Consider the following 17,639-nt stretch of genomic DNA (forward strand, 5'->3'; position numbering starts at 1 on the left):
CGATCGGGAGCGCTCTGGGCGCGATTATCGTCGGCCCAGTCGTGCAGAGCCCCCATGAACCTCTAGCGTCATGTCTGTGAGCGACGAGACCGGCAGCACGGGCACCACGAACGACGGCACCACGGACGGCGTCAACGGCGAGACGGCCGAGGCGACGGAGCGTGCCGGCTTCGCCGACCTGGGGCTCGACGAGCGAATCCTCAAGAGCCTCAAGGAGCTCGGCTACGAGCACCCGTCGCCGATCCAGGAGGCGACGATCCCCGCGCTGCTCGAGGGGCGACACGTCGTCGGACTCGCGCAGACCGGCACCGGCAAGACGGCCGCCTTCGCCCTGCCGATCCTCAGCCGGCTCGACCTCAAGCAGAAGTCGCCACAGGCGCTCGTGCTGGCCCCGACGCGCGAGCTCGCCCTCCAGGTGTGTGAGGCCTTCGAGCGGTATGCCGCACGGATGCCGGGCGTCCACGTGCTGCCCGTCTATGGCGGGCAGGCCTACGGCGTGCAGCTCAGTGCGCTGCGACGCGGCGTGCACATCGTCGTCGGCACCCCGGGTCGCATCATGGACCACCTGGAGAAGGGCACGCTCGACCTGCGCCAGCTGCGCTTCCTCGTGCTCGACGAGGCCGACGAGATGCTCAAGATGGGCTTCGCCGACGACGTCGAGACGATCCTCGCGGACACCCCGGACGACAAGCACGTGGCCCTCTTCTCGGCGACGATGCCCTCGCAGATCCGGCGCATCTCGAAGAAGTACCTCGACGACCCGGTCGAGGTGACCGTCAAGGCCACGAGCTCGACGACGCCCAACATCACCCAGCGCTACCTCACGGTGTCCTACCCCCAGAAGGTCGATGCCCTGACCCGCATCCTCGAGGTCGAGAACTTCGAGGGGATGATCGTCTTCGTCCGGACGAAGAACGAGACCGAGACCCTGGCCGAGAAGCTCCGTGCTCGCGGCTTCTCGGCAATGGCCATCAACGGCGACATCGCCCAGAACCAGCGCGAGCGCACCGTCGACCAGCTGAAGTCCGGCAAGCTCGACATCCTCGTCGCGACCGACGTGGCCGCCCGAGGCCTAGACGTCGAGCGGATCAGCCACGTCGTCAACTACGACATCCCGACCGACACCGAGTCCTACGTGCACCGCATCGGACGCACCGGTCGGGCCGGTCGCAGCGGCGACGCCATCTCCTTCGTGACCCCGCGAGAGCGTCACCTGCTCAAGGCGATCGAGAAGGCCACGCGCCAGTCGCTGACCCCGATGAGCATGCCGAGCGTCGAGGACATCAACGCCACGCGCCTCACCCGCTTCGACGACGCGATCACGGCGGCCCTCGAGACCGACAAGGTCGACTTCTTCCGCGACGTCATCGGGCACTACGTCACCGAGCACAACGTGCCCGAGGTCGACGTCGCCGCGGCCCTCGCGGTCGTGCTGCAGGGTGACGAGCCGATGCTGCTGGCCCCCGAGCCGGAGCGTCCGGCAAGGCGCACCTTCGACCGCGACGACCGATCGCGCAGTGACCGAGGCGACCGAGGCGACCGTGGTGGCTACGGCGACCGTGGTGGCTACGGCGACCGTCCGCAGCGCGGTGAGCGACGCGACGGCCCCCAGCGAGGCTCCCGTGGTGGGCCGAGCGTGCCGCTCGCGCCCTACCGCATCGCCGTGGGCAAGCGGCAGAAGGTCGAGCCCCGACAGATCGTGGGAGCCATCGCCAACGAGGGCGGGCTCGGGAGGCAGGACTTCGGGCACATCGACATCCGCGCGGACCACTCGATCGTCGAGCTGCCCGCCGACCTGCCGGCGGGGACGCTCGAGCGCCTGCGCGGCACGCGCATCTCGGGCCAGCTCATCGAGCTCACGCCCGACCGCGGCCCACGCTCCGGAGGAACCAAGCGTCCCAGCCGCGACCGGTCCTGACTCGAGGGCGGGCCCAATCCCGATCTCGAGTCGTGCCCGGTCCTGCCGTTCAGCGCACCGGACGAGCCGGACCTGGGGCTGCGCGATCCGGCTCCCAGCCGAAGAGCGTGCGCAGCTCGCGGTTCCAGCGATTGGCGGGCAGCTCTGGCCTCAGCAGCGCCATCCCAGCGCAGTACTTGCTGACCGCGATCGGTCGCTGCCCCAGCTGCCACAGCACCGCGTCCGCGAGGGCGGCAGCGCCGACGGTCTTCGACTCGATCAGCACTGTCTGCGTGGAGCCCTGGCGCTCCCGCCCGCCGCCCGCAAAGTAGAGGTCGACATCGCACGTCACGCGGCTGCCGCCCGTCAGGTCGACGAGCGTCGCCCGACGGTAGGCCGACGTGACCACCTCAGTGAGTTCCGCGACGACCTCGGCGTCGCCTAGATGCTCCACGGCAAAGTGCCGGGCGGCGGGGGTGAGCACGTGCCGATGCTCCAGGGCATAGGGCATCCGTTTCTTGACCGTCTCTCCGCGTCCGCTCTGCAGCTTGACCTCGAGGAGGCACTCGCCAGAGTCGAGGTACGTCCTCGTGCGTAGCTTGAACCGTCGGCGGCGCCCGTGCGCATGCTGCCGATAGGCCGCCAGGCTGCCGGTGTCGAAGTAGATCGACTCGTACTGAAACACGCGGAGCTGGTCGATGTCGAGGACCGCCAGCCGGTGGCCGATGGCTGCGACGAGCCGCTCGAACACGCCGAGTGTGACGATGTACTTGTGGTCGACCCTCACCTGGAGGTCAGCCCTGGCGGTGACCTCGTCCAACGAGATGCCCGGCAGCTGCTCGACGATGTGGGCGAGACCCTCGCGGGCCGATGTCATCCCGACGACGACTGCGGGTCGCGCAGTGAGGTGGACGCGTACTGGCCGTTGCTCACGGCGACGTGAGACCCGTTGTGCTCTGAGACCGGAGTGACGAACCCGTCCAGAGACGATGTCTGGACCTGCGACAACGCATGCCGACCCGGGCTGGGACGGCAGGGACGGGCTCCCTCTCGGAAGCGCACGTCCACGATGGTCAGGTCGCGCACGAAGTCCAGCTCCTGCACGATGAAATGGCGGACGTCCGCACCCAGCCGCTGTTCGAGCTCAGTGCGCAGCTCACGCTCGTCGGCGATGGCGGCGTCGATCGTCACGAGCTGACGACGACTTCTCGCGAGGAGGGCGGGGTGGTCAGCGACGTACATGACGAGGACCAGCACGCCGCACACCATCGGGGTCAGGTAGAACGTTCCGGGATGAAGGCCCGCCACGAGACCCAGCGCGAGCGCGATGAAGTAGTAGGCGATCTCTTCCTGGGTGATGGAGTCCGAACGCAGCCTGATGATCGACAGGATGCCGAAGAGTCCAAGGCCGAGGCTGGCACCGACAGAAGCGTCAGCCAACGCGGCGGTGACTGTCAGAATCCCTATGTTGAGCGCGACATAAGAAAGCAACAGGTCGCGCCGCTCGTGACGTCGAACGTAGATGGCGACTATCACCGTGATGGCGACCAGATCAGCAAGGGCGGGAGCGAGGAAGGAAGGCATGGTGCTCCTTCGGTTTCAGCGTGCACTCCTTGGTCAAGATCACGTTAGGGGAGGCTCACCATGCCCCGCATCGTTTCCACAGCATTCACACAACGTTCGCTCAGTGTCGGACGCGCCGCTCGCCGACGTCGGGTAGGTGTCTGCGTGGCTCGGGCACCGATGGACGGTGGCCTGGGGCGCTCCTGAGGAGCTCATGCGCCGCGCCTGAGCTGGGCCGGCACCGACCGACCCGAGACATGCCTGTGACCCCGCCCGGTGGGGGCGGGGTGCGGGGCGGGGCAGCTAGAGGTGCCAGGTGACGCCGGTGGTCGTGACGGTCGCGGTCATCGCTCGTTCGTGGACGACGGTGTGGTGCCGCCCGCACAGAAGGGCGCCGTTGGCCAGGTCGGTCGGGCCTCCGTCAGCCCAGTGCGTCACGTGGTGCGCGTCGCACCATTGAGGAGGCACCGTGCAGCCCGGGAAGGTGCAGCAGCCGTCGCGGCGGGTCAGCGCCCGCCGCTGCGCCCGGGTGAAGTATCGCTCGGCGTAGCCCTGGTCGAGGACCTCCGAGCGGCCACCGAGGACCATCGGGATGATCGAGGCCTCGCACGCGAGACGGCGCACGGTCGCCGGCGACAGGACCGCGTCGTTGTCGCAGACCCCGGCGCCGCGCAGTCGCTCCATCAGTGCCTCGACCGTCATCGTCACGACCAGCTGGGTGCGCGGGGTGCGGGTCACGCCCTCCGGGGCAGCAACACCCCGGCCCACGATCTCCAGCAGCGCGTCTGCCCGCCGCGTCGCCGGGCTGCGCGGATCCTTCGCCTCCTGCCCGCCCCAGTCGAGGTCGGGGCGGGGCCGGGCCAGCGGGTCGATCGCGGCCTCGACGATCGCAGCGGCCTCCGGGTCCAGCCGCAGCAGGTAGTCGACGAACCCGGCGGTCTCACCGATCTTGCGAAAAGCCCGCCCAGCCCGCATGACCCGGTCCTCGTCGTCGAGGTCTGCCGGCGGCTTGAGCGAGGCGCGGGCGTGCGCGGCCACGCGGGCCAGCTCTCGCGCCGAGAGCACGTCGCTGACCTCGACCATCGCCTCCACGACGGCGTCGAGGTGCTCAAGGTCCGCGACCCGGGCCAGGTCGGCGCGGAACCGCACGATCGTCGCCGCCTGCGCGGTCGAGGTCGCCCCCGAGATGACCTTCTCCGCGAGGGCGGCCCAGCGCGGCTCGGTCATCGCCGCCGCGACCTTAGCGACCCCCGGCGCCTCCCGCGGGTCCAACGTCGGCGCCTGCGTGCGAAGCCAGTCCGCCGGCGACAACCCCAGCTCCGAACCCAGCCCCCGCGAATGCGCCTCTCGCGCCGAGACGACCGTGACCACCTGCGCCGCGTCACGCACCCGCTGCGCCAACCCGACCGCCTCACCCACCTGCTCCTGCGACAACCCCCACGTCGGACACTGCTGCACCGCCAGGCGCAGCGCCTCGTCAGCGAAAGCGAGCACGCCGACCAGACCCCTGTCCTCGACGAGCTCGCTGACCTCCATGACTTCACCCTAGACTCGACCACTGACAACGCATGACACCGTCACATGAGGAGCACCCATGGCCAAACCCGCCACCCCCACCCCATCGGCCCGTGGCCTCACCGCCGCCGAGGCTCGGGCCGCTGCGCACACCATCGAGCGCGCCAAGGTGCTCTCGGTGCGCCTCAGCGCGGACGAGTTCGAGCGCCTCACCACGCTCGCGACCGAGATCGGCGTCGGCCCCTCGACGCTCGCCCGCACCCTCATCCGTCGCGGCCTCACGCCCACCGCCCCGCCCGACATCACCGACTCACCGCTTGAGCGCGCGCACCTCCAGCGCCGAGTCCACGAGCCGTCCCCGCTCGACGAGCTCACTGCCAGAGTCGCGGCCCTCGAGGCCTGGGTCGCAAGCCACTCCCCCCACGACGCCACGTGAGCTGACGCGGCACCCAGCCCCACGGCATACGCGGACCGCGCGCCCCACCCAGCCGGGCGACCCACCCAGCCGGGCGACCCACCCAGCCGGACGGCATACCCGGCCAGACGGCATACAGAAAGGGTCAGCGCTCACGCACGGGCGCGAGCCACGAGGAGCCGCCCACGGACGCGTCCCGCGTCGAGAAGCCGACCGAGCGCCTCCTCCTGCTCCTTCACCCGGCCGAAGCGGGCATCGTGGCCGTGCTGTCGCGCGACGGCGTCGTCGACCTCGTGCTCGAGCCTCTGCCATCTCTGGTCGGCGTCCGGGAGCGACGCCGACCACTCCCGATCGGTGATCGCGAACCCCGCACGCTCGAGCTCGTCCGTGAGGTCGCCGTCGGAGGGGAAGTCGTTGCCCCAGGGCGTCGTGAAGCCCGCAGGAGTGCCCACGAGGACCAGCAGCCCCAGCGGCGCGTCGTCGCGAAGGAGCCGCCGCAGCTCACCGAGCCAGCTCGACTTCTGATCGGTCGTGCAGAGCGTCCCGAGCGACCACGCCGCGTCGACAACCCCGTCGGCGAGAGGCAACCGGCCCGCATCTCCCACGACGGCCGGCAGGCCGAAGAGCGAGCGAGCGCCCTCGGACGCCGAGCGCATCGGGTCCACACACACGGGACGCACCCCCGCGCGTTCACGGGCGTATGCCGCCGGGCCGCCCAACCCCGCTCCGAGGTCGAGCAGGCGCATGGCCGGGGACGCCTCGAGACGCGCCAGCAGCCAGTCGAGGACCGCGGGCGTGCCGCTGCCTCGGCAGCCGGCGGGGACGGCGTGGGCGGCGCTCAGCCCGCTGACCGCCTCGACCGTCCAGCGCGCCATCGTGCCGAACTCGTCCTCCATGGGCTGGGCCATCTGCTCCATGCGCGCCTCACCTCCGTCAGGCCTGTCCTACCCGGACGAGGACTCGGGAACGCAACGAAATGTGGCCAGTCGTCGCCAGAGCGGCCCCGGCGGTGGCATCCTGCACTCAAGAGCTACACGAAGGCGTGACTGTCGATCCGTCCCGACCTCGCGGTGATCACGTGGCCCGGCCGGACTCGGCGTCACGCGTGCGAGGGAGGCCGTGATGGACCGTGGCCGTGACGCCAAGGTGGAGGTGGCGCCAATGCGCGCCCAGGGCCGCCTGCGGGGATTCCTGCTCTTCGGGCGCTGGCCCGACGACACCGTCGAGTGGACGCAGGTGCTCCTGCTCGCCGTGCGCATGGCGGCGGTCCCCCACATGCTCCCGCCCGGGAGCACCGTCTTCCGCGTCACCGAGGCCGTGCCCGACGACTCCCCCGACCACGCCGTGGGCCTCGTGATCGCCGAGGGGCAGCTCGTCGGCGAGCACCCGCTCCAGCCGGGGCAGTTCGCCACCGAGCAGCCACCCGGGCTCGCCGTGCTCCACCCGCCGGCGAGCACGCACGCGTCGGTGCCGGAGTACGAGACCGCGTCAGGTTGCCTCTTCCTCCCGGGGCTCCCCCACCTCGGCCTGTCGCACCGTGCCGCATGGATCGAGGCCGACGCGCACGGCACCGTGACCCGCCTGGCCGCCCGCGACGGCATCGACCCCGGCGACGACGTGGACACGGCGGCGTTGTCGCTCCTCATCGCGTCCTGAGCGGGCGGGATCCACCCGGGGTATGCCGTTCGGCGCGTTGCGCGAAACCCCGTGCGTCACGTGTGGCTGAGGTGTGCGATCACGCAGGTGTCACGTCGAGCGTTGCCTTCACACAGAACTCGTTGTAGATGAAGACCCGGCCGAACGGCCGCGGGAACGGGAAGCTGTAGTTGCTCCGCGGGGTGAGGCCGACGTCCCTGCAGATGCGCTCGATGTCCTCGCCGGTCGTGAACCGCACGTGCGTCGGGTCACTGCGGTAGCCGACCTCCTGCGGGCACACGATGAAGACGGTGCCGCCGGGCCGCAGGTAGGGCAGGTAGGTCTTCAGCAGCTCACGACCTTGGGTTTCGTCCATGTGCTCGAGGACGTGCGCCACCAGGAACCCGTCGAACGACGCGGGGCGTGCTTCGTCGCTGGCGAAGAACTCCTCGTCAGTCATCGCGTTGACCCCGGTGCGCTTGGCGATCTCGATCGACGCCGCGTTGTGGTCGACACCGAGCGAGCCGTCGCTCAGGGCTTGCAGGTTGCGGCCGATGCCACACCCGATGTCGAGCGTGCGCCCAAGGTGCTGGCGCTTGATGTTGATCCGATAGGGCAGCTGCACGGGAAGGATGCGCTTCCACCAGACGTGCTGCTTCGCGCGCAATCGTTCGGCGTAGTCGGATGACTCGGTGCTGCTGCCCACGGATGTCTCTCCTCGAGTTCGGCTGTGCACAGGCTACTGGTGGTGAGGATCACACCCGCCATCGGGCGATCAGGGAATGTGCGCGGCCTTGCCCCTGTTCGTTGAAATGTGAAGCACCTTCGAATCATCGTGTCCAGCACTCGCCCCGGCCGGATCGGCCCCAAGGTGGCCGAGTGGGTCGCCGCGCAGGCTCCCTCCACCGAGTGGGAGGTCGAGGTCGTCGACCTGTCGAGCCTCCCGTTCTTCGACGAGGAGGACATGCCCAAGAACGGCAACTACGCCAAGCCTCACACCAAGGCCTGGGCCACCACCGTCTTCGAGTCCGACGCCATCGTCGTCGTGACGCCGCAGTACAACCGCAGCTTCCCGGCGCCGATCAAGAACGCCATCGACTACCTCTTCGCCGAGTGGGACGCCAAGCCCGTCGCCCTCGTCGGCTACGGCTGGACCGGCGCCGTCGACGCGACCGCCGACCTCACCAAGGTGCTCGGCCACGTCAAGGCCGACGTCGTCGGCTCCACCGGCCTCGTCTTCACCCAGGACGTCAACCCCGACGGTGAGCTCACCGTCGGCGACGAGCGTCGCGCCGAGCTGGCGGCGCTGCTCGACGCGCTCGCTTCGCGCGTCGACGAGCCCGTCGGCGCCACCGCCTGACCGCTCCCCCCTCAACCGCTCAGGTACGCCGTCCGCGTCCTTCGCGGGCGGCATACCGCTGCGTGAGCCCGGGGACTCGCTGAATCCGGCCGCGGTTAGCCAGGGCGTCTTAGCAGAACTCCGCCGTCAGCCTCGGCGACCTTGCTCCAACGGGCCTCTGACGTCAGCGCTTCGACGATCGGTTTTCCTTGCTGTAGGAGGGCGTAGTCGCAGCCTGCGCGGCTCACGTACTCCTTCCACCCTGGCCTGGCCAGCTCGAACATGACGTAGGACGTGACGTAGTCGCCCGTGTAGATCTCGGCGCGACCGTCCATCGTGACCTTGAGGTCTGGGTGGCGCCAGATGAGCCAGCCCCCATAGGCCCACGCGTTGCACAGGACTGTGCCTTTGGGCAGGGCGTCCAGCTGGGCGTTCAGGCCGTTCGGTGCCAGCCCTGGGGTCGCCGCCACCGCCGGGGCAGTAACCGCCGAGACCGTCAACGCTGCCGCGGCGATGATGCCGACGATCGCGAACTCGGGGCCGGCTCGTCGCGGCTCTCGTTTGAGGCGCGTCACCTCGTGGAGGGCCCCTGCTGCTATGGGCGCGATGACGGCCGCTCCGACGGCGATCGTCCTGGCATAGGTGAGGCCGAGGCCTGCCGCCAGACCGATGAGCAGTATGAGATGCCAGGGCGTTCGCTCACCACGCCTCAAGCCGATGACGACTGCGAGAGCGACGAGGCACAGCAGGACGAGCAATCGGGGGTCGGTGATGCCGACGGACTGCCATTCGTCGATGTACTGGGTGACGTCACGGACTTGGAACGGGGACGTGACCAGGATGGGCCCGACTGGCGTGAGCGCGCCGGCGACAGCCGACCCGAGGCACACCAGGAGGAGCCGTCCACCGGATCGCCGGTCCAGCCGCCGATCCAGAGCAAGTCCGGCCACGACCGTCAGTCCGATCACGGGGCTGAAGAACCAGAAGCCGTGGCTGCACGCCCACACCCACGTCATGGCAATGAGCCACCAGCGAGGCTTCAGGTCGTCTGCCGACTTCAGCCACGCACCGGTCGCAACGGCTGCGAACGCGAAGCTAACCACCTGGGGCCGTGCCGCAAGGCTCCCGCTCATGGCACCGAAAGCGGCGACCGACACGATTGCCGAGACAAGCATGGACGCACGAGCGCGGCAGACCCACCAGACCGTGAGGTAGACCCCTACCAGCGCAAACACGTGCAGCCAGGCAACCCCTGGCAGTCCGAAGTGCTCCTGGAACCAGCTCATGAACAGCTCAGGCAGCCACTGATTGAGGATCCAGGGCCGGCTGGCCGTCGAGCTCCACGGGTCAGGCTCGACGACGAACCGGTGCGTGTCACGCAGCCAGTCGCCGGCGACCATGTGCCAGAAAGTGTCGGAGTCGGAGATTGGCTGAAGCATCCGGATCACGATGAAGGCGACGACGAGTCCGGGAAGCGCCCGCCGCAGCATTATCGGTAGAGCCGAATCCGTAAATTCGTCTGGGGCGCTCACGGGGTCGGCCGCCGATAGAGCGTTCACCTCACTGCTCACCGGCGGGCTCGTGTCACCTTTCACGGAGCAGCACCGCCCCGTCACCAGTCGCAACCACTTGCCATCCCTGCTGCTCCTTCAACGCTGACACAACCGGCTCGGTCTCCGGAAAAAGCGCGTAGGAGCATGGGACGCTCCGAAGGTAGCTCGTCCAACCCGGCTGCACCGCGACGAACCTCCCATAAGCGTCGAGCTGAGACACGGAATATAGCTCCGCCCGTCCGTCTATCCCCACCTTCAACTCAGGGTGCGCCCAGATGAGCCAGCCACCCATCGTCATGTCATTACACAATCGAGTTCCGTCGGGGAGGGACGCCAGCTCCCGACTGAGGGCGGCTGGCTGGCCAGCAGGCTGCGACGCCTCAGCCGGTGCGACAACGGCTGCAACTGTCAGTGCCCCGACCAAGAAGGTCGATGTCAGGGTGATTTCCCGGAGGGTGCGGGCTTCCCGAGGGACCTTTGATATGCGCTGCAATGCACCTGCTGCCAGAGGCGCCGCGATCGCGGCTCCGACAGGAACGGTACGCGCGTAGAGGAGAATAAGTGCGGTCGACAGCCCTAGCAGGAGGACTACCACCCAAGGCTCTGACGACCGCGAACGCAAGTTCTCAAGCACCGGAAGTGAGACGAGTGCCAAAGCGGCAACGAGCGCTGGGTCGCTCAACGAGAGAGGGTGCCATTCCGAGATGTAGCCAGTGATGCTTCCCACTTGCTCAAGGTTGCCGAAGATGGACAGCCCCAAAGGAGTCATGGCTGCTACGCCAACTGCGGCAATAGGGATGACCAGTAGCCGAACGGCCGCGCGAACGCCCACCTTCCCGTCCAATGCCATCCCAATGACCGTGACCAGGCCAATTGCCGGCCCTATGACCCACAGCCCGTGCAAGCACGCCCAGAGCCAGGAGATCGCGATGAGCCACCAACGAGCCCGTCCGTCATCGGCCGTTCGTAGCCATGCCCCGACGAAGATCGGCGTCAGCACGAAGCTCGCGAGCTGTGGACGCGCGGAGAAGGATCCGATCATCCCCACCAACGCGACCACCGAGACTAACGACGCCACAAGGATCGACGCCCGCTCGCGGCACGTGAGCCAGACAGCGAAGGTCGCGGCCATCGCCAAAAGGATTCGGAGCCAAGCGATTCCAGCCAGGCCGAACCACTCCTGCCAAAGACTCATGGTGAGCTCTGCGAGCCATTGGTTCAGCACCCAGGGCCGAGATGCATCCGCGCTCCAAGGGTCTGCCGTGACCACGAACTGCCACTCGTGACGTAGCCAGTCGCCTGCTGCGAGGTGCCAGAACGTATCTGGTTCCGAGACGGGCCCGAGGAGATGAAGACCAACGAAGGCTACAAGGAAGCCGGGCAAGACGAGGCGGACCGCAAGAGGGATCGATGAGCCTCCTCCGGGCGTGTCCGAAACCATGACCTCTGCTTCATTTTCGACAGACCCCCCGGGCTTGCGGCCACGTTCAGTGGGGGGCACTGAACATGCCGATCTCGCCAGAGGGAGGGCGTTCAGAGGTTCCCAAGCGTGTCGACCATCCGAACGACGCCAGGCCCAACCACCACGACGAAGAGCGCGGGGAAGATGCAGAACATGACGGGGAAGAGGATCTTCACAGTAATCTTTTGGGCCTTCTCCTCCGCCTTCTGCCGGCGCACGACACGCATGGCAGACGTCTGCTCTCGGAGGACGCTGGCGATCGGGATGCCCAACCGGTCCGCCTGGACCAACGACGTGGTGAAGTTCTTCACTTCAGGTAGGTCGATGCGATCTCCCAAGTCGGAGAAGGCCTCGGCGCGCGTCTTGCCGATCTGGACCTCGGACAGAAGACGAGCAAACTCCCCGGCGATCGGCCCCTCGACATTTCTGGCTACTTGCAGGAGTGCGGCATCAAAACCCTGACCAGCCTCGACGCAAACGGTGAGCATGTCGAGTGCATCGGCCAGGCCCTTTGCCGTCTCGTCCCGACGCCTGATGCCCACGTTGTACAGGAGGACATCGGGCAGGTAGAACCCGAAGGCTCCAAGGACGATGACGTAGAGAAGGCCACCGAACGACCAACCCCCGAGGGCGATGCCTACAAGACTACCGAGGAGCAGGGCTGCGCCCTTGAGGCCCAGCAGCCGCTCGGCGGTCCATGGCGGTGGGTTGCCGGCACGGTCAAGCATGCGCGTCAGGCGCGCAGTGGTGCCACTCGGGGAGAGGCGCAGCGCCAGCCCGCGAGTTCGGTCGTAAATGGGCGCCAGAATCCTGTCGCCAAGGGGCAACTCGCTCCGCAGGACGACGCGCTCGTTGACGCTGTTCTCGACCAGTTGAAGCGACCTGGCCACTCCGGTAGCAGCAGTTGACCCCATGGCGAGCATCAGGATCAGCGCCACCAGTGCCAAAGCGACCAACCCCGCACCGACATAGACAAGTGTCATCTCAGACCTCGATCCGAATGACGCGCCGCATCCAGAACCAACCGATGACCATGAGCACGACAGAGACAATGAGCGTGATCACACCGATCGGCCGCGACCACAGCAGACGAATGTAGTCGTTGCTCACGAAGACCATGAAGATGAACAGGAAGATCGGGAGCGCTATGAGGATGTAGGCGGAGAGTCGACCCTCTGCTGACAACGCGCGGATCTGGCCAGCCAACTGCTCGCGCTCGCGCAGGGTCTGCACCGTCGTCCGCAGCGTGTCCGCGAGGTTCCCGCCCACCTCACGCTGGATTCGGATGGCCATGACAGCCCACAACATCGCGGTGCTGTCCATTCGGTCGGCCATTCTCTCCAAGGCGTCAGGAAGGTCGGTCCCGATGCGGGTCTCGGCCAGCGCGCGAGAGAACTCCTTGGAGATGGGCTCCGACGCGTCGCGCGCAATCGAGTCGAGCGCCTGCGGCAACCCGAAACCGCTGGCAAGGCTCGTCGCCACGAGGGCGAGAGCACCCGGAAGCTGCTTCTCGAACGCGTTCGAGCGGCGCCGCGCCAGGTGCCGCAGCACGGCCGGCGGCAGGAAGAGGCCCACCAGAACGCCGAAAGTGATTCCAAGCAGCACCGAGGAGCTGAGGAAGTAACCACCGATCGCACCTCCAACGAGCACAGCCAACACGCGCAGGAGAAACCATTCACCCGCCCGCAAGGGCAGGTCTGCCCGATCGATGAGCTGCATCGTTCTGCCCGTGGACTCTCGCTCCTTCATGACACGATCGCCCAGTCCGATGAGCTGCTCGGTGATCGCAGTCTGGTGAGGCTTGCTCTCGGAGCGGGAGCGCATCCGTGGCTGGGTGACGTACTTCTCGATGGCGGCGAGCCGACGCTCGCGACGAGTCTCGAGGGAGGGTGCGAGCGTGGTCGCGGCGAGAAGGAAGAGCCCAACGCCGATCAAGCACGCGGCGAGCAACGGCACCCACAGCGGTGTGGAACTCGGCGTCGACGGTGCTGCCGCCACGACGACGGGTGAAGGGCTCGGGGCGGGCGTTGGGACCGCTGCGGGCGCTGCACCGAGATCCGCGACCAGGCTTGCAGTGAACGGCAGGGAACCCGCGACACCGCTGATCTTGATGTCGTGCGATCCCTTCAGCTCCGTTGGTGTCTGGATCTCGAACTGCGCCTGCGTGTCGAGGGCCTTGGCTGAGGCCTTGAAGGCGGCTCGGGCCGCCGCGGAGTTGTAGGCCGAGACCACCGACCCGCCGTTGGCTGACGCGAATCCCCTGAGCGCAGCCGTGGCGTCGGGATCATTTGACTTGAAGCGCACGACGTCGACCCGGACCTGCGCCTTCTTCAGAGCGGCAATCGCTTGAGCCCGAGCCGCGTTCTTGTTGGGCGCCAGCGTGTCGGCGCCATCGCTCAGCAACACGATGCTGCGGTCCCCGGTTGGGCCCAAGGCCTTCACCGCCGCCATCATCGCCGCGTAGAGCGCCGTGTCCCCGTTCGACACGAGGCCGTCGACCACGTCTTGCACTGCGCGCCGATCAAGGGTCGGCGCCTGGTCGACGCCAGCCGTGTTGGCAAACGACACCACCCCGACGAGCACGTCCTTCGGCACCGTGTTCAGGTAGGTCTCGGAGGCGGCCCGGACGGTCGCCATGCCCGACGGGCCCATGGAGCCGCTGGTGTCGATCACCAGCATTGCCCCGCGAACCACGTGCTTGGCCTTCTGGATCGAGACCGGCATCTCCTTGCCGTCGATGGTTGCCTTGAGGCTCCCCGGGTCGGCCTCGAGGACGTTCTGGCCGCGGAGGGTAAGGGCGCCGGTCACCGTCTGGCCATCGGCCTGCACCTCGCTCAAACCCGCGGTGAGGTCGTCGGCAGCGTGAGCCGGGAGGATGCCGACACCTACGATCGATGCGAAGGCAATCAACATGCCGGCCAGTCCGCGGGTCACGCCGCTCGTCACAACCCACCCCGAGAGAAAAGCGAAACCGGCAGCTCGATACCGAGGTCGGCGAGGTCCTGGGTGAATTTGGGACGGATCCCGGTGGGCACGAGGTGCCCCAGGTACCGGCCCGAGTCGTCGCGACCGGCGGCGTAGTCGAACGTGAAGATGTCCTGGAGCGTGATGACGTCGGACTCCATGCCTACGACCTCGGTGATGGCGACGATGCGCCGGGAGCCATCCTTGAGGCGCGACTGCTGCACGATGAGGTCGATGGCTGAGGACACCTGCTCACGGATGGCCCGCACCGGAAGCTCGACCCCGGCCATGAGAACCATCGTCTCGAGGCGCGAAAGACTGTCGCGCGGGCTGTTGGCGTGCACCGTCGTGATGGAACCGTCGTGGCCGGTGTTCATCGCCTGCAGCATGTCAAGAGCAGCCCCGTCCCGGACCTCCCCGACGATGATGCGATCGGGGCGCATGCGAAGCGAGTTGCGCACCAGCTCACGGATTGGGACCGCCCCACGCCCTTCGATGTTTGACGGACGCGATTCGAGTCGGAGGACATGATCTTGGCGAAGCTGGAGCTCGGCCGCGTCCTCGATGGTGACGATGCGCTCGTCCTCCGGGAGAAAGGAACTCAACACGTTAAGGGTCGTGGTCTTGCCCGAGCCGGTTCCGCCGGAGATGACGATGTTTCGCCGCCCGCGCACACAGTCGAACAGGAAGTCCCGCACGGGAATCGTCATCGTGCCGAACGAGATGAGGTCCCTGTCGCTGAACGGGTCGGCGGCGAACTTACGAATCGTGAGCAAGGCTCCGTCGAGAGCGACCGGAGCGATCACAGCGTTGACGCGCGACCCGTCGGGCAGTCGAGCGTCCACCATGGGACTCGCCTCATCGATGCGGCGACCGACTCGTCCGACGATCTTGTCGATCGTCCTCCTCAGGTGTTGCTCGTCCGAGAACCGAGCCTCCACGGGGTAGATCTTTCCGGCCCGCTCGATGAAGATATCGTCCGGACCGTTGACCATGATTTCCGTGATGTCGGGGTCACGGAGATAGGGCTCTAAAGGGCCGTGACCGAGGATGTCATCGGAAACGTCCTGGGCGATCTTCGTCCGGTCCGCATGCGAGAGCGGCGTCGGTTCGGATTCCAGGACCTCCTGAAGTGTGGCGCGCACCTGTGTCGCGAGCTCGGACTCAGTCAGGTGCGGGTCGTAGAGCCGCGGCCCCAGAGATTCAATGAGCGACTGGTGGACCCGATTCTTGACTGCCTCGAACGGGTCCCTCCCCCGACGCTTGTTCCGCTGGCTGCGGCTCGCGGTCGCCGTCTGCGCGGGAGGCAGTTCCGCCTGACGTGCTCGGTTGAGACGGTCTGCAAGGGTGCTCATTTCTTGCCCCTCAGTAGGGAGAACCCGCGCTTCGCGCCGTTCGGGAGATGCTCACCGAACCTGGTCCGGATTTCATGATCGGCCAGATCCCGAATGGCGACCGATACCGGGTGGCGCGGCTCGTCCAGCACGAGCGCGACGCCCTTGTTGGTCGACGCAGGCACCGAGAGACTGTTCGGGATGCTGATCGAGATCTTCTGCTTGAGGGCAGCCTCGACGTCGTCCGGTCGCAGGCCCACCTTCGCATCGGCGCGGTTGAGGATGATCGTCCGCGCGTCCTTGGGAGCTCCAAGGGTGTCGAGAGTGTTGATGGCGATTCGGAGGTTCTTGACCGCAGGGATGTCCAAGGTGGCGATGAGGACCGTCAGGTCGCTGGCATCGAAGGCTGACAGGACATGCTCCGTGAAGGACGGGGGTGTGTCGACCAGGATGTAGTCGTACATCGAGCGGACGACGCGGAGGAGTTCGACGACGATGCTGGCGCCGATTCGGTCGGCGTCCCCGGGGTCAGCCGGCGCCGCAACGATGTCGAGGCCGCTGTCCGGGTGCGTCGTCACGACCGACGCAACGCCGGCCGCATCGAGGTGCCCGCTCATTGCCACCAGGTCGAGAATCGATCCTCGTGGAACCAGCTGCAGACTGATGGCCACGTCTCCGAACATCAGGTCGAGGTCGATGAGGAGCGTCTTCGACCCAGCCGACGCCAGGTAGGTGGCCAAGTTGGTCGACAGGGTGGTCTTTCCCACCCCTCCCTTGGCAGAGAAGACCGTGACCACCTTTCCCTCGCTGGCGGAGCTGCTGTGGTGGCCCGCTAGCTGAGAGGTGAGCTCGAGGCTTCGTCGGGCCGCGTCGCCGAGCGCGGTTTGATCGTCCGCTTGGACGACCTCCCTGATGCCGCTGCGCAGGGCCTGCGCAAGGGCGGTGACGTCCAGCCTGTGACGCAGCAAGATGACACCCAGCTCAGGCCTCTCCACCCGCTCGTGCTCGGCGAGGTCGCACGCGGACTCAATGGGAATGTCGGGACCGATGACGACCAGCCGGTGAGCAGGGTCGTCATCGAGGGCACGGCTGACGCGCGCGCCGGAGTTGATCTGCTCGACTTCCCCCAGCGCGAACCCATACGCCTCGGCAGCAGCCGGATCGAGGTCCCACAGGATTGTCACTTGGCCCCCTGGTAGATGGACATGTCGTCGACCTGGGAACCCGCGTCAATCTTGACGTCCGACCCGCGCAGCGCGGCGTAGAGCTCATCGCCACTGATGCCGTGGATCAAACGCGCGGCCTGCTCGGGGGTTACAGCGACGGTCACCAAGAAACTCGGTGCGGTCTGCTGCTGACTGGTGTCCGTCGTCTTCGTCGGCGCCGCGAGGGCAGTGTCTCCCATACCGATGACGAGGACATCGCTGAGGAGCACGACAGTCGTCTTGGTAGTTTGCGCTGCAGCTCCGCCACTGGTCGCAGCGCCCTGGGGTGTGGGCACTGTCGCGTAGATGGCGATACGCGATCCGGGGGTCACGAAGGACCCGACCCGAGCCGGGTCGCTGAGCTGGACCGACACGGCAAGCATGCCGGACGGCACCTGAATCGCCTTAGTGCCCACGGGCGTTGTCCCGAAACGGGCGGTCATCAGGAACTCACCAGGCTGCACGTCGGTGAGCGCGAGGAGGGAGTTGTTCTCCGGGGTGATCTCCTGCAGGGCACCAGCGGGAAGGGCGGCGGCCGCTACGCTCGTCTGAGCGATGAGCTCGTTGCGCTCGGCATCCTTCAAGCTCGTGCCGGCTGGAACCAGTTTTTGCGCCACATACACCTTTTCAGGTCTCTGATTCTCGATGGCGCGCGCGTCAGCGTTCTTTGCATAGATAACGACCAGGGCAGCCCCGCCGATGGCCAGAAGGACGGCAATGAGGACAGCGAGAATGCGGCGATTCATGAAACGTGGAT

The 17,639-nt window shown here is 67.3% G+C and carries 16 protein-coding genes; 4 read left to right on the top strand and 12 right to left on the bottom strand.

Translation table 11 applies throughout. From position 1 onward, the window contains the following. The first annotated feature begins 178 nt into the window (after positions 1 to 178). Positions 179 to 1,918 carry a DEAD/DEAH box helicase gene (locus tag FBY41_RS04500; RefSeq protein WP_375869860.1) on the top strand — a complete coding sequence of 580 codons (1,740 nt, stop codon included), beginning with the start codon at positions 179 to 181 and terminating at the stop codon, positions 1,916 to 1,918. 49 nt (positions 1,919 to 1,967) lie between these two features. On the opposite strand, the gene FBY41_RS04505 is transcribed toward FBY41_RS04500, so the two are convergent. The 3 genes from FBY41_RS04505 to FBY41_RS04515 all read right to left on the bottom strand — a co-directional run bounded on the left by FBY41_RS04505 (position 1,968) and on the right by FBY41_RS04515 (position 4,996). Then, positions 1,968 to 2,774, bottom strand: coding sequence for a VTC domain-containing protein (locus FBY41_RS04505; RefSeq protein WP_141842164.1), 807 nt, complete (start codon positions 2,772 to 2,774; stop codon positions 1,968 to 1,970). Next, positions 2,771 to 3,481 (bottom strand): DUF4956 domain-containing protein, encoded by a 711-nt coding sequence (locus FBY41_RS04510; RefSeq protein ID WP_141842165.1) that lies wholly within the window; start codon positions 3,479 to 3,481, stop codon positions 2,771 to 2,773. The genes FBY41_RS04505 and FBY41_RS04510 overlap by 4 nt, the downstream gene beginning before the upstream one ends. A gap of 282 nt (positions 3,482 to 3,763) precedes the next feature. Continuing rightward, the gene (locus tag FBY41_RS04515) at positions 3,764 to 4,996 is read right to left on the bottom strand and encodes an HNH endonuclease signature motif containing protein (protein ID WP_141842166.1); all 1,233 of its coding nucleotides are present in this window, start codon (positions 4,994 to 4,996) and stop codon (positions 3,764 to 3,766) included. Between the two features lie 58 nt (positions 4,997 to 5,054). Here FBY41_RS04515 and FBY41_RS04520 point away from each other — a divergent pair, with 58 nt between their 5' ends. Next, positions 5,055 to 5,411, top strand: a complete 357-nt coding sequence (locus FBY41_RS04520; protein WP_141842167.1) for a hypothetical protein — start codon at positions 5,055 to 5,057, stop codon at positions 5,409 to 5,411. A 131-nt stretch (positions 5,412 to 5,542) separates the two neighbouring features. On the opposite strand, the gene FBY41_RS04525 is transcribed toward FBY41_RS04520, so the two are convergent. Beyond that, positions 5,543 to 6,307 (bottom strand): class I SAM-dependent methyltransferase, encoded by a 765-nt coding sequence (locus FBY41_RS04525; RefSeq protein ID WP_141842168.1) that lies wholly within the window; start codon positions 6,305 to 6,307, stop codon positions 5,543 to 5,545. Positions 6,308 to 6,512: 205 nt separating this feature from the next. Here FBY41_RS04525 and FBY41_RS04530 point away from each other — a divergent pair, with 205 nt between their 5' ends. Further along, positions 6,513 to 7,046 (top strand): peptidase, encoded by a 534-nt coding sequence (locus tag FBY41_RS04530; protein ID WP_141842169.1) that lies wholly within the window; start codon positions 6,513 to 6,515, stop codon positions 7,044 to 7,046. Between the two features lie 79 nt (positions 7,047 to 7,125). Here the strand turns inward: FBY41_RS04530 and FBY41_RS04535 are convergent, their stop codons facing one another. Then, positions 7,126 to 7,731 (bottom strand): class I SAM-dependent methyltransferase, encoded by a 606-nt coding sequence (locus FBY41_RS04535; RefSeq protein WP_141842170.1) that lies wholly within the window; start codon positions 7,729 to 7,731, stop codon positions 7,126 to 7,128. A gap of 129 nt (positions 7,732 to 7,860) precedes the next feature. On the opposite strand from FBY41_RS04535, the gene FBY41_RS04540 reads away from it, so the two are divergent. Further along, entirely contained in the window at positions 7,861 to 8,385 is a 525-nt protein-coding gene (locus tag FBY41_RS04540) for an NADPH-dependent FMN reductase (RefSeq protein WP_141842171.1), read from the top strand. 95 nt (positions 8,386 to 8,480) lie between these two features. On the opposite strand, the gene FBY41_RS04545 is transcribed toward FBY41_RS04540, so the two are convergent. From FBY41_RS04545 to cpaB, 7 genes are all read right to left on the bottom strand, one after another. Continuing rightward, a complete protein-coding gene (locus FBY41_RS04545) occupies positions 8,481 to 9,935 on the bottom strand; it encodes a hypothetical protein (RefSeq protein ID WP_141842172.1) in 1,455 nt (484 codons plus the stop codon). 13 nt (positions 9,936 to 9,948) lie between these two features. Beyond that, entirely contained in the window at positions 9,949 to 11,358 is a 1,410-nt protein-coding gene (locus tag FBY41_RS04550; protein ID WP_141842173.1) for a hypothetical protein, read from the bottom strand. Between the two features lie 92 nt (positions 11,359 to 11,450). After that, the gene (locus FBY41_RS04555; RefSeq protein WP_141842174.1) at positions 11,451 to 12,362 is read right to left on the bottom strand and encodes a type II secretion system F family protein; all 912 of its coding nucleotides are present in this window, start codon (positions 12,360 to 12,362) and stop codon (positions 11,451 to 11,453) included. Between the two features lies 1 nt (position 12,363). Further along, a complete protein-coding gene (locus FBY41_RS04560; protein ID WP_141842175.1) occupies positions 12,364 to 14,313 on the bottom strand; it encodes a type II secretion system F family protein in 1,950 nt (649 codons plus the stop codon). An 8-nt stretch (positions 14,314 to 14,321) separates the two neighbouring features. Then, positions 14,322 to 15,698, bottom strand: a complete 1,377-nt coding sequence (locus FBY41_RS04565; RefSeq protein ID WP_141842176.1) for a CpaF family protein — start codon at positions 15,696 to 15,698, stop codon at positions 14,322 to 14,324. Next, the gene (locus tag FBY41_RS04570; protein ID WP_141842177.1) at positions 15,695 to 16,861 is read right to left on the bottom strand and encodes an AAA family ATPase; all 1,167 of its coding nucleotides are present in this window, start codon (positions 16,859 to 16,861) and stop codon (positions 15,695 to 15,697) included. Before FBY41_RS04570 ends, FBY41_RS04565 begins: the two co-directional genes overlap by 4 nt. Next, positions 16,858 to 17,628, bottom strand: a complete 771-nt coding sequence (cpaB, locus tag FBY41_RS04575) for a Flp pilus assembly protein CpaB (RefSeq protein ID WP_141842178.1) — start codon at positions 17,626 to 17,628, stop codon at positions 16,858 to 16,860. The genes FBY41_RS04570 and cpaB overlap by 4 nt, the downstream gene beginning before the upstream one ends. Between the last annotated feature and the right edge of the window lie 11 nt (positions 17,629 to 17,639).

Origin of the sequence: Humibacillus xanthopallidus, from assembly GCF_006716675.1 — a bacterium.
Classification (GTDB): Bacteria; Actinomycetota; Actinomycetes; order Actinomycetales; family Dermatophilaceae; genus Humibacillus; species Humibacillus xanthopallidus_B.

What these genes read in the sequence shown, in the direction of transcription:
- FBY41_RS04555 (WP_141842174.1), bottom strand. Translation starts at nt 12,362, where the DNA reads ATGACACTTGTCTATGTCGGTGCGGGGTTGGTCGCTTTGGCACTGGTG.
- FBY41_RS04520 (WP_141842167.1), top strand. Translation starts at nt 5,055, where the DNA reads ATGGCCAAACCCGCCACCCCCACCCCATCGGCCCGTGGCCTCACCGCC.
- FBY41_RS04565 (WP_141842176.1), bottom strand. Translation starts at nt 15,698, where the DNA reads ATGAGCACCCTTGCAGACCGTCTCAACCGAGCACGTCAGGCGGAACTG.
- cpaB (WP_141842178.1), bottom strand. Translation starts at nt 17,628, where the DNA reads ATGAATCGCCGCATTCTCGCTGTCCTCATTGCCGTCCTTCTGGCCATC.
- FBY41_RS04530 (WP_141842169.1), top strand. Translation starts at nt 6,513, where the DNA reads ATGGACCGTGGCCGTGACGCCAAGGTGGAGGTGGCGCCAATGCGCGCC.
- FBY41_RS04550 (WP_141842173.1), bottom strand. Translation starts at nt 11,358, where the DNA reads ATGGTTTCGGACACGCCCGGAGGAGGCTCATCGATCCCTCTTGCGGTC.
- FBY41_RS04510 (WP_141842165.1), bottom strand. Translation starts at nt 3,481, where the DNA reads ATGCCTTCCTTCCTCGCTCCCGCCCTTGCTGATCTGGTCGCCATCACG.
- FBY41_RS04515 (WP_141842166.1), bottom strand. Translation starts at nt 4,996, where the DNA reads ATGGAGGTCAGCGAGCTCGTCGAGGACAGGGGTCTGGTCGGCGTGCTC.
- FBY41_RS04525 (WP_141842168.1), bottom strand. Translation starts at nt 6,307, where the DNA reads ATGGAGCAGATGGCCCAGCCCATGGAGGACGAGTTCGGCACGATGGCG.
- FBY41_RS04505 (WP_141842164.1), bottom strand. Translation starts at nt 2,774, where the DNA reads ATGACATCGGCCCGCGAGGGTCTCGCCCACATCGTCGAGCAGCTGCCG.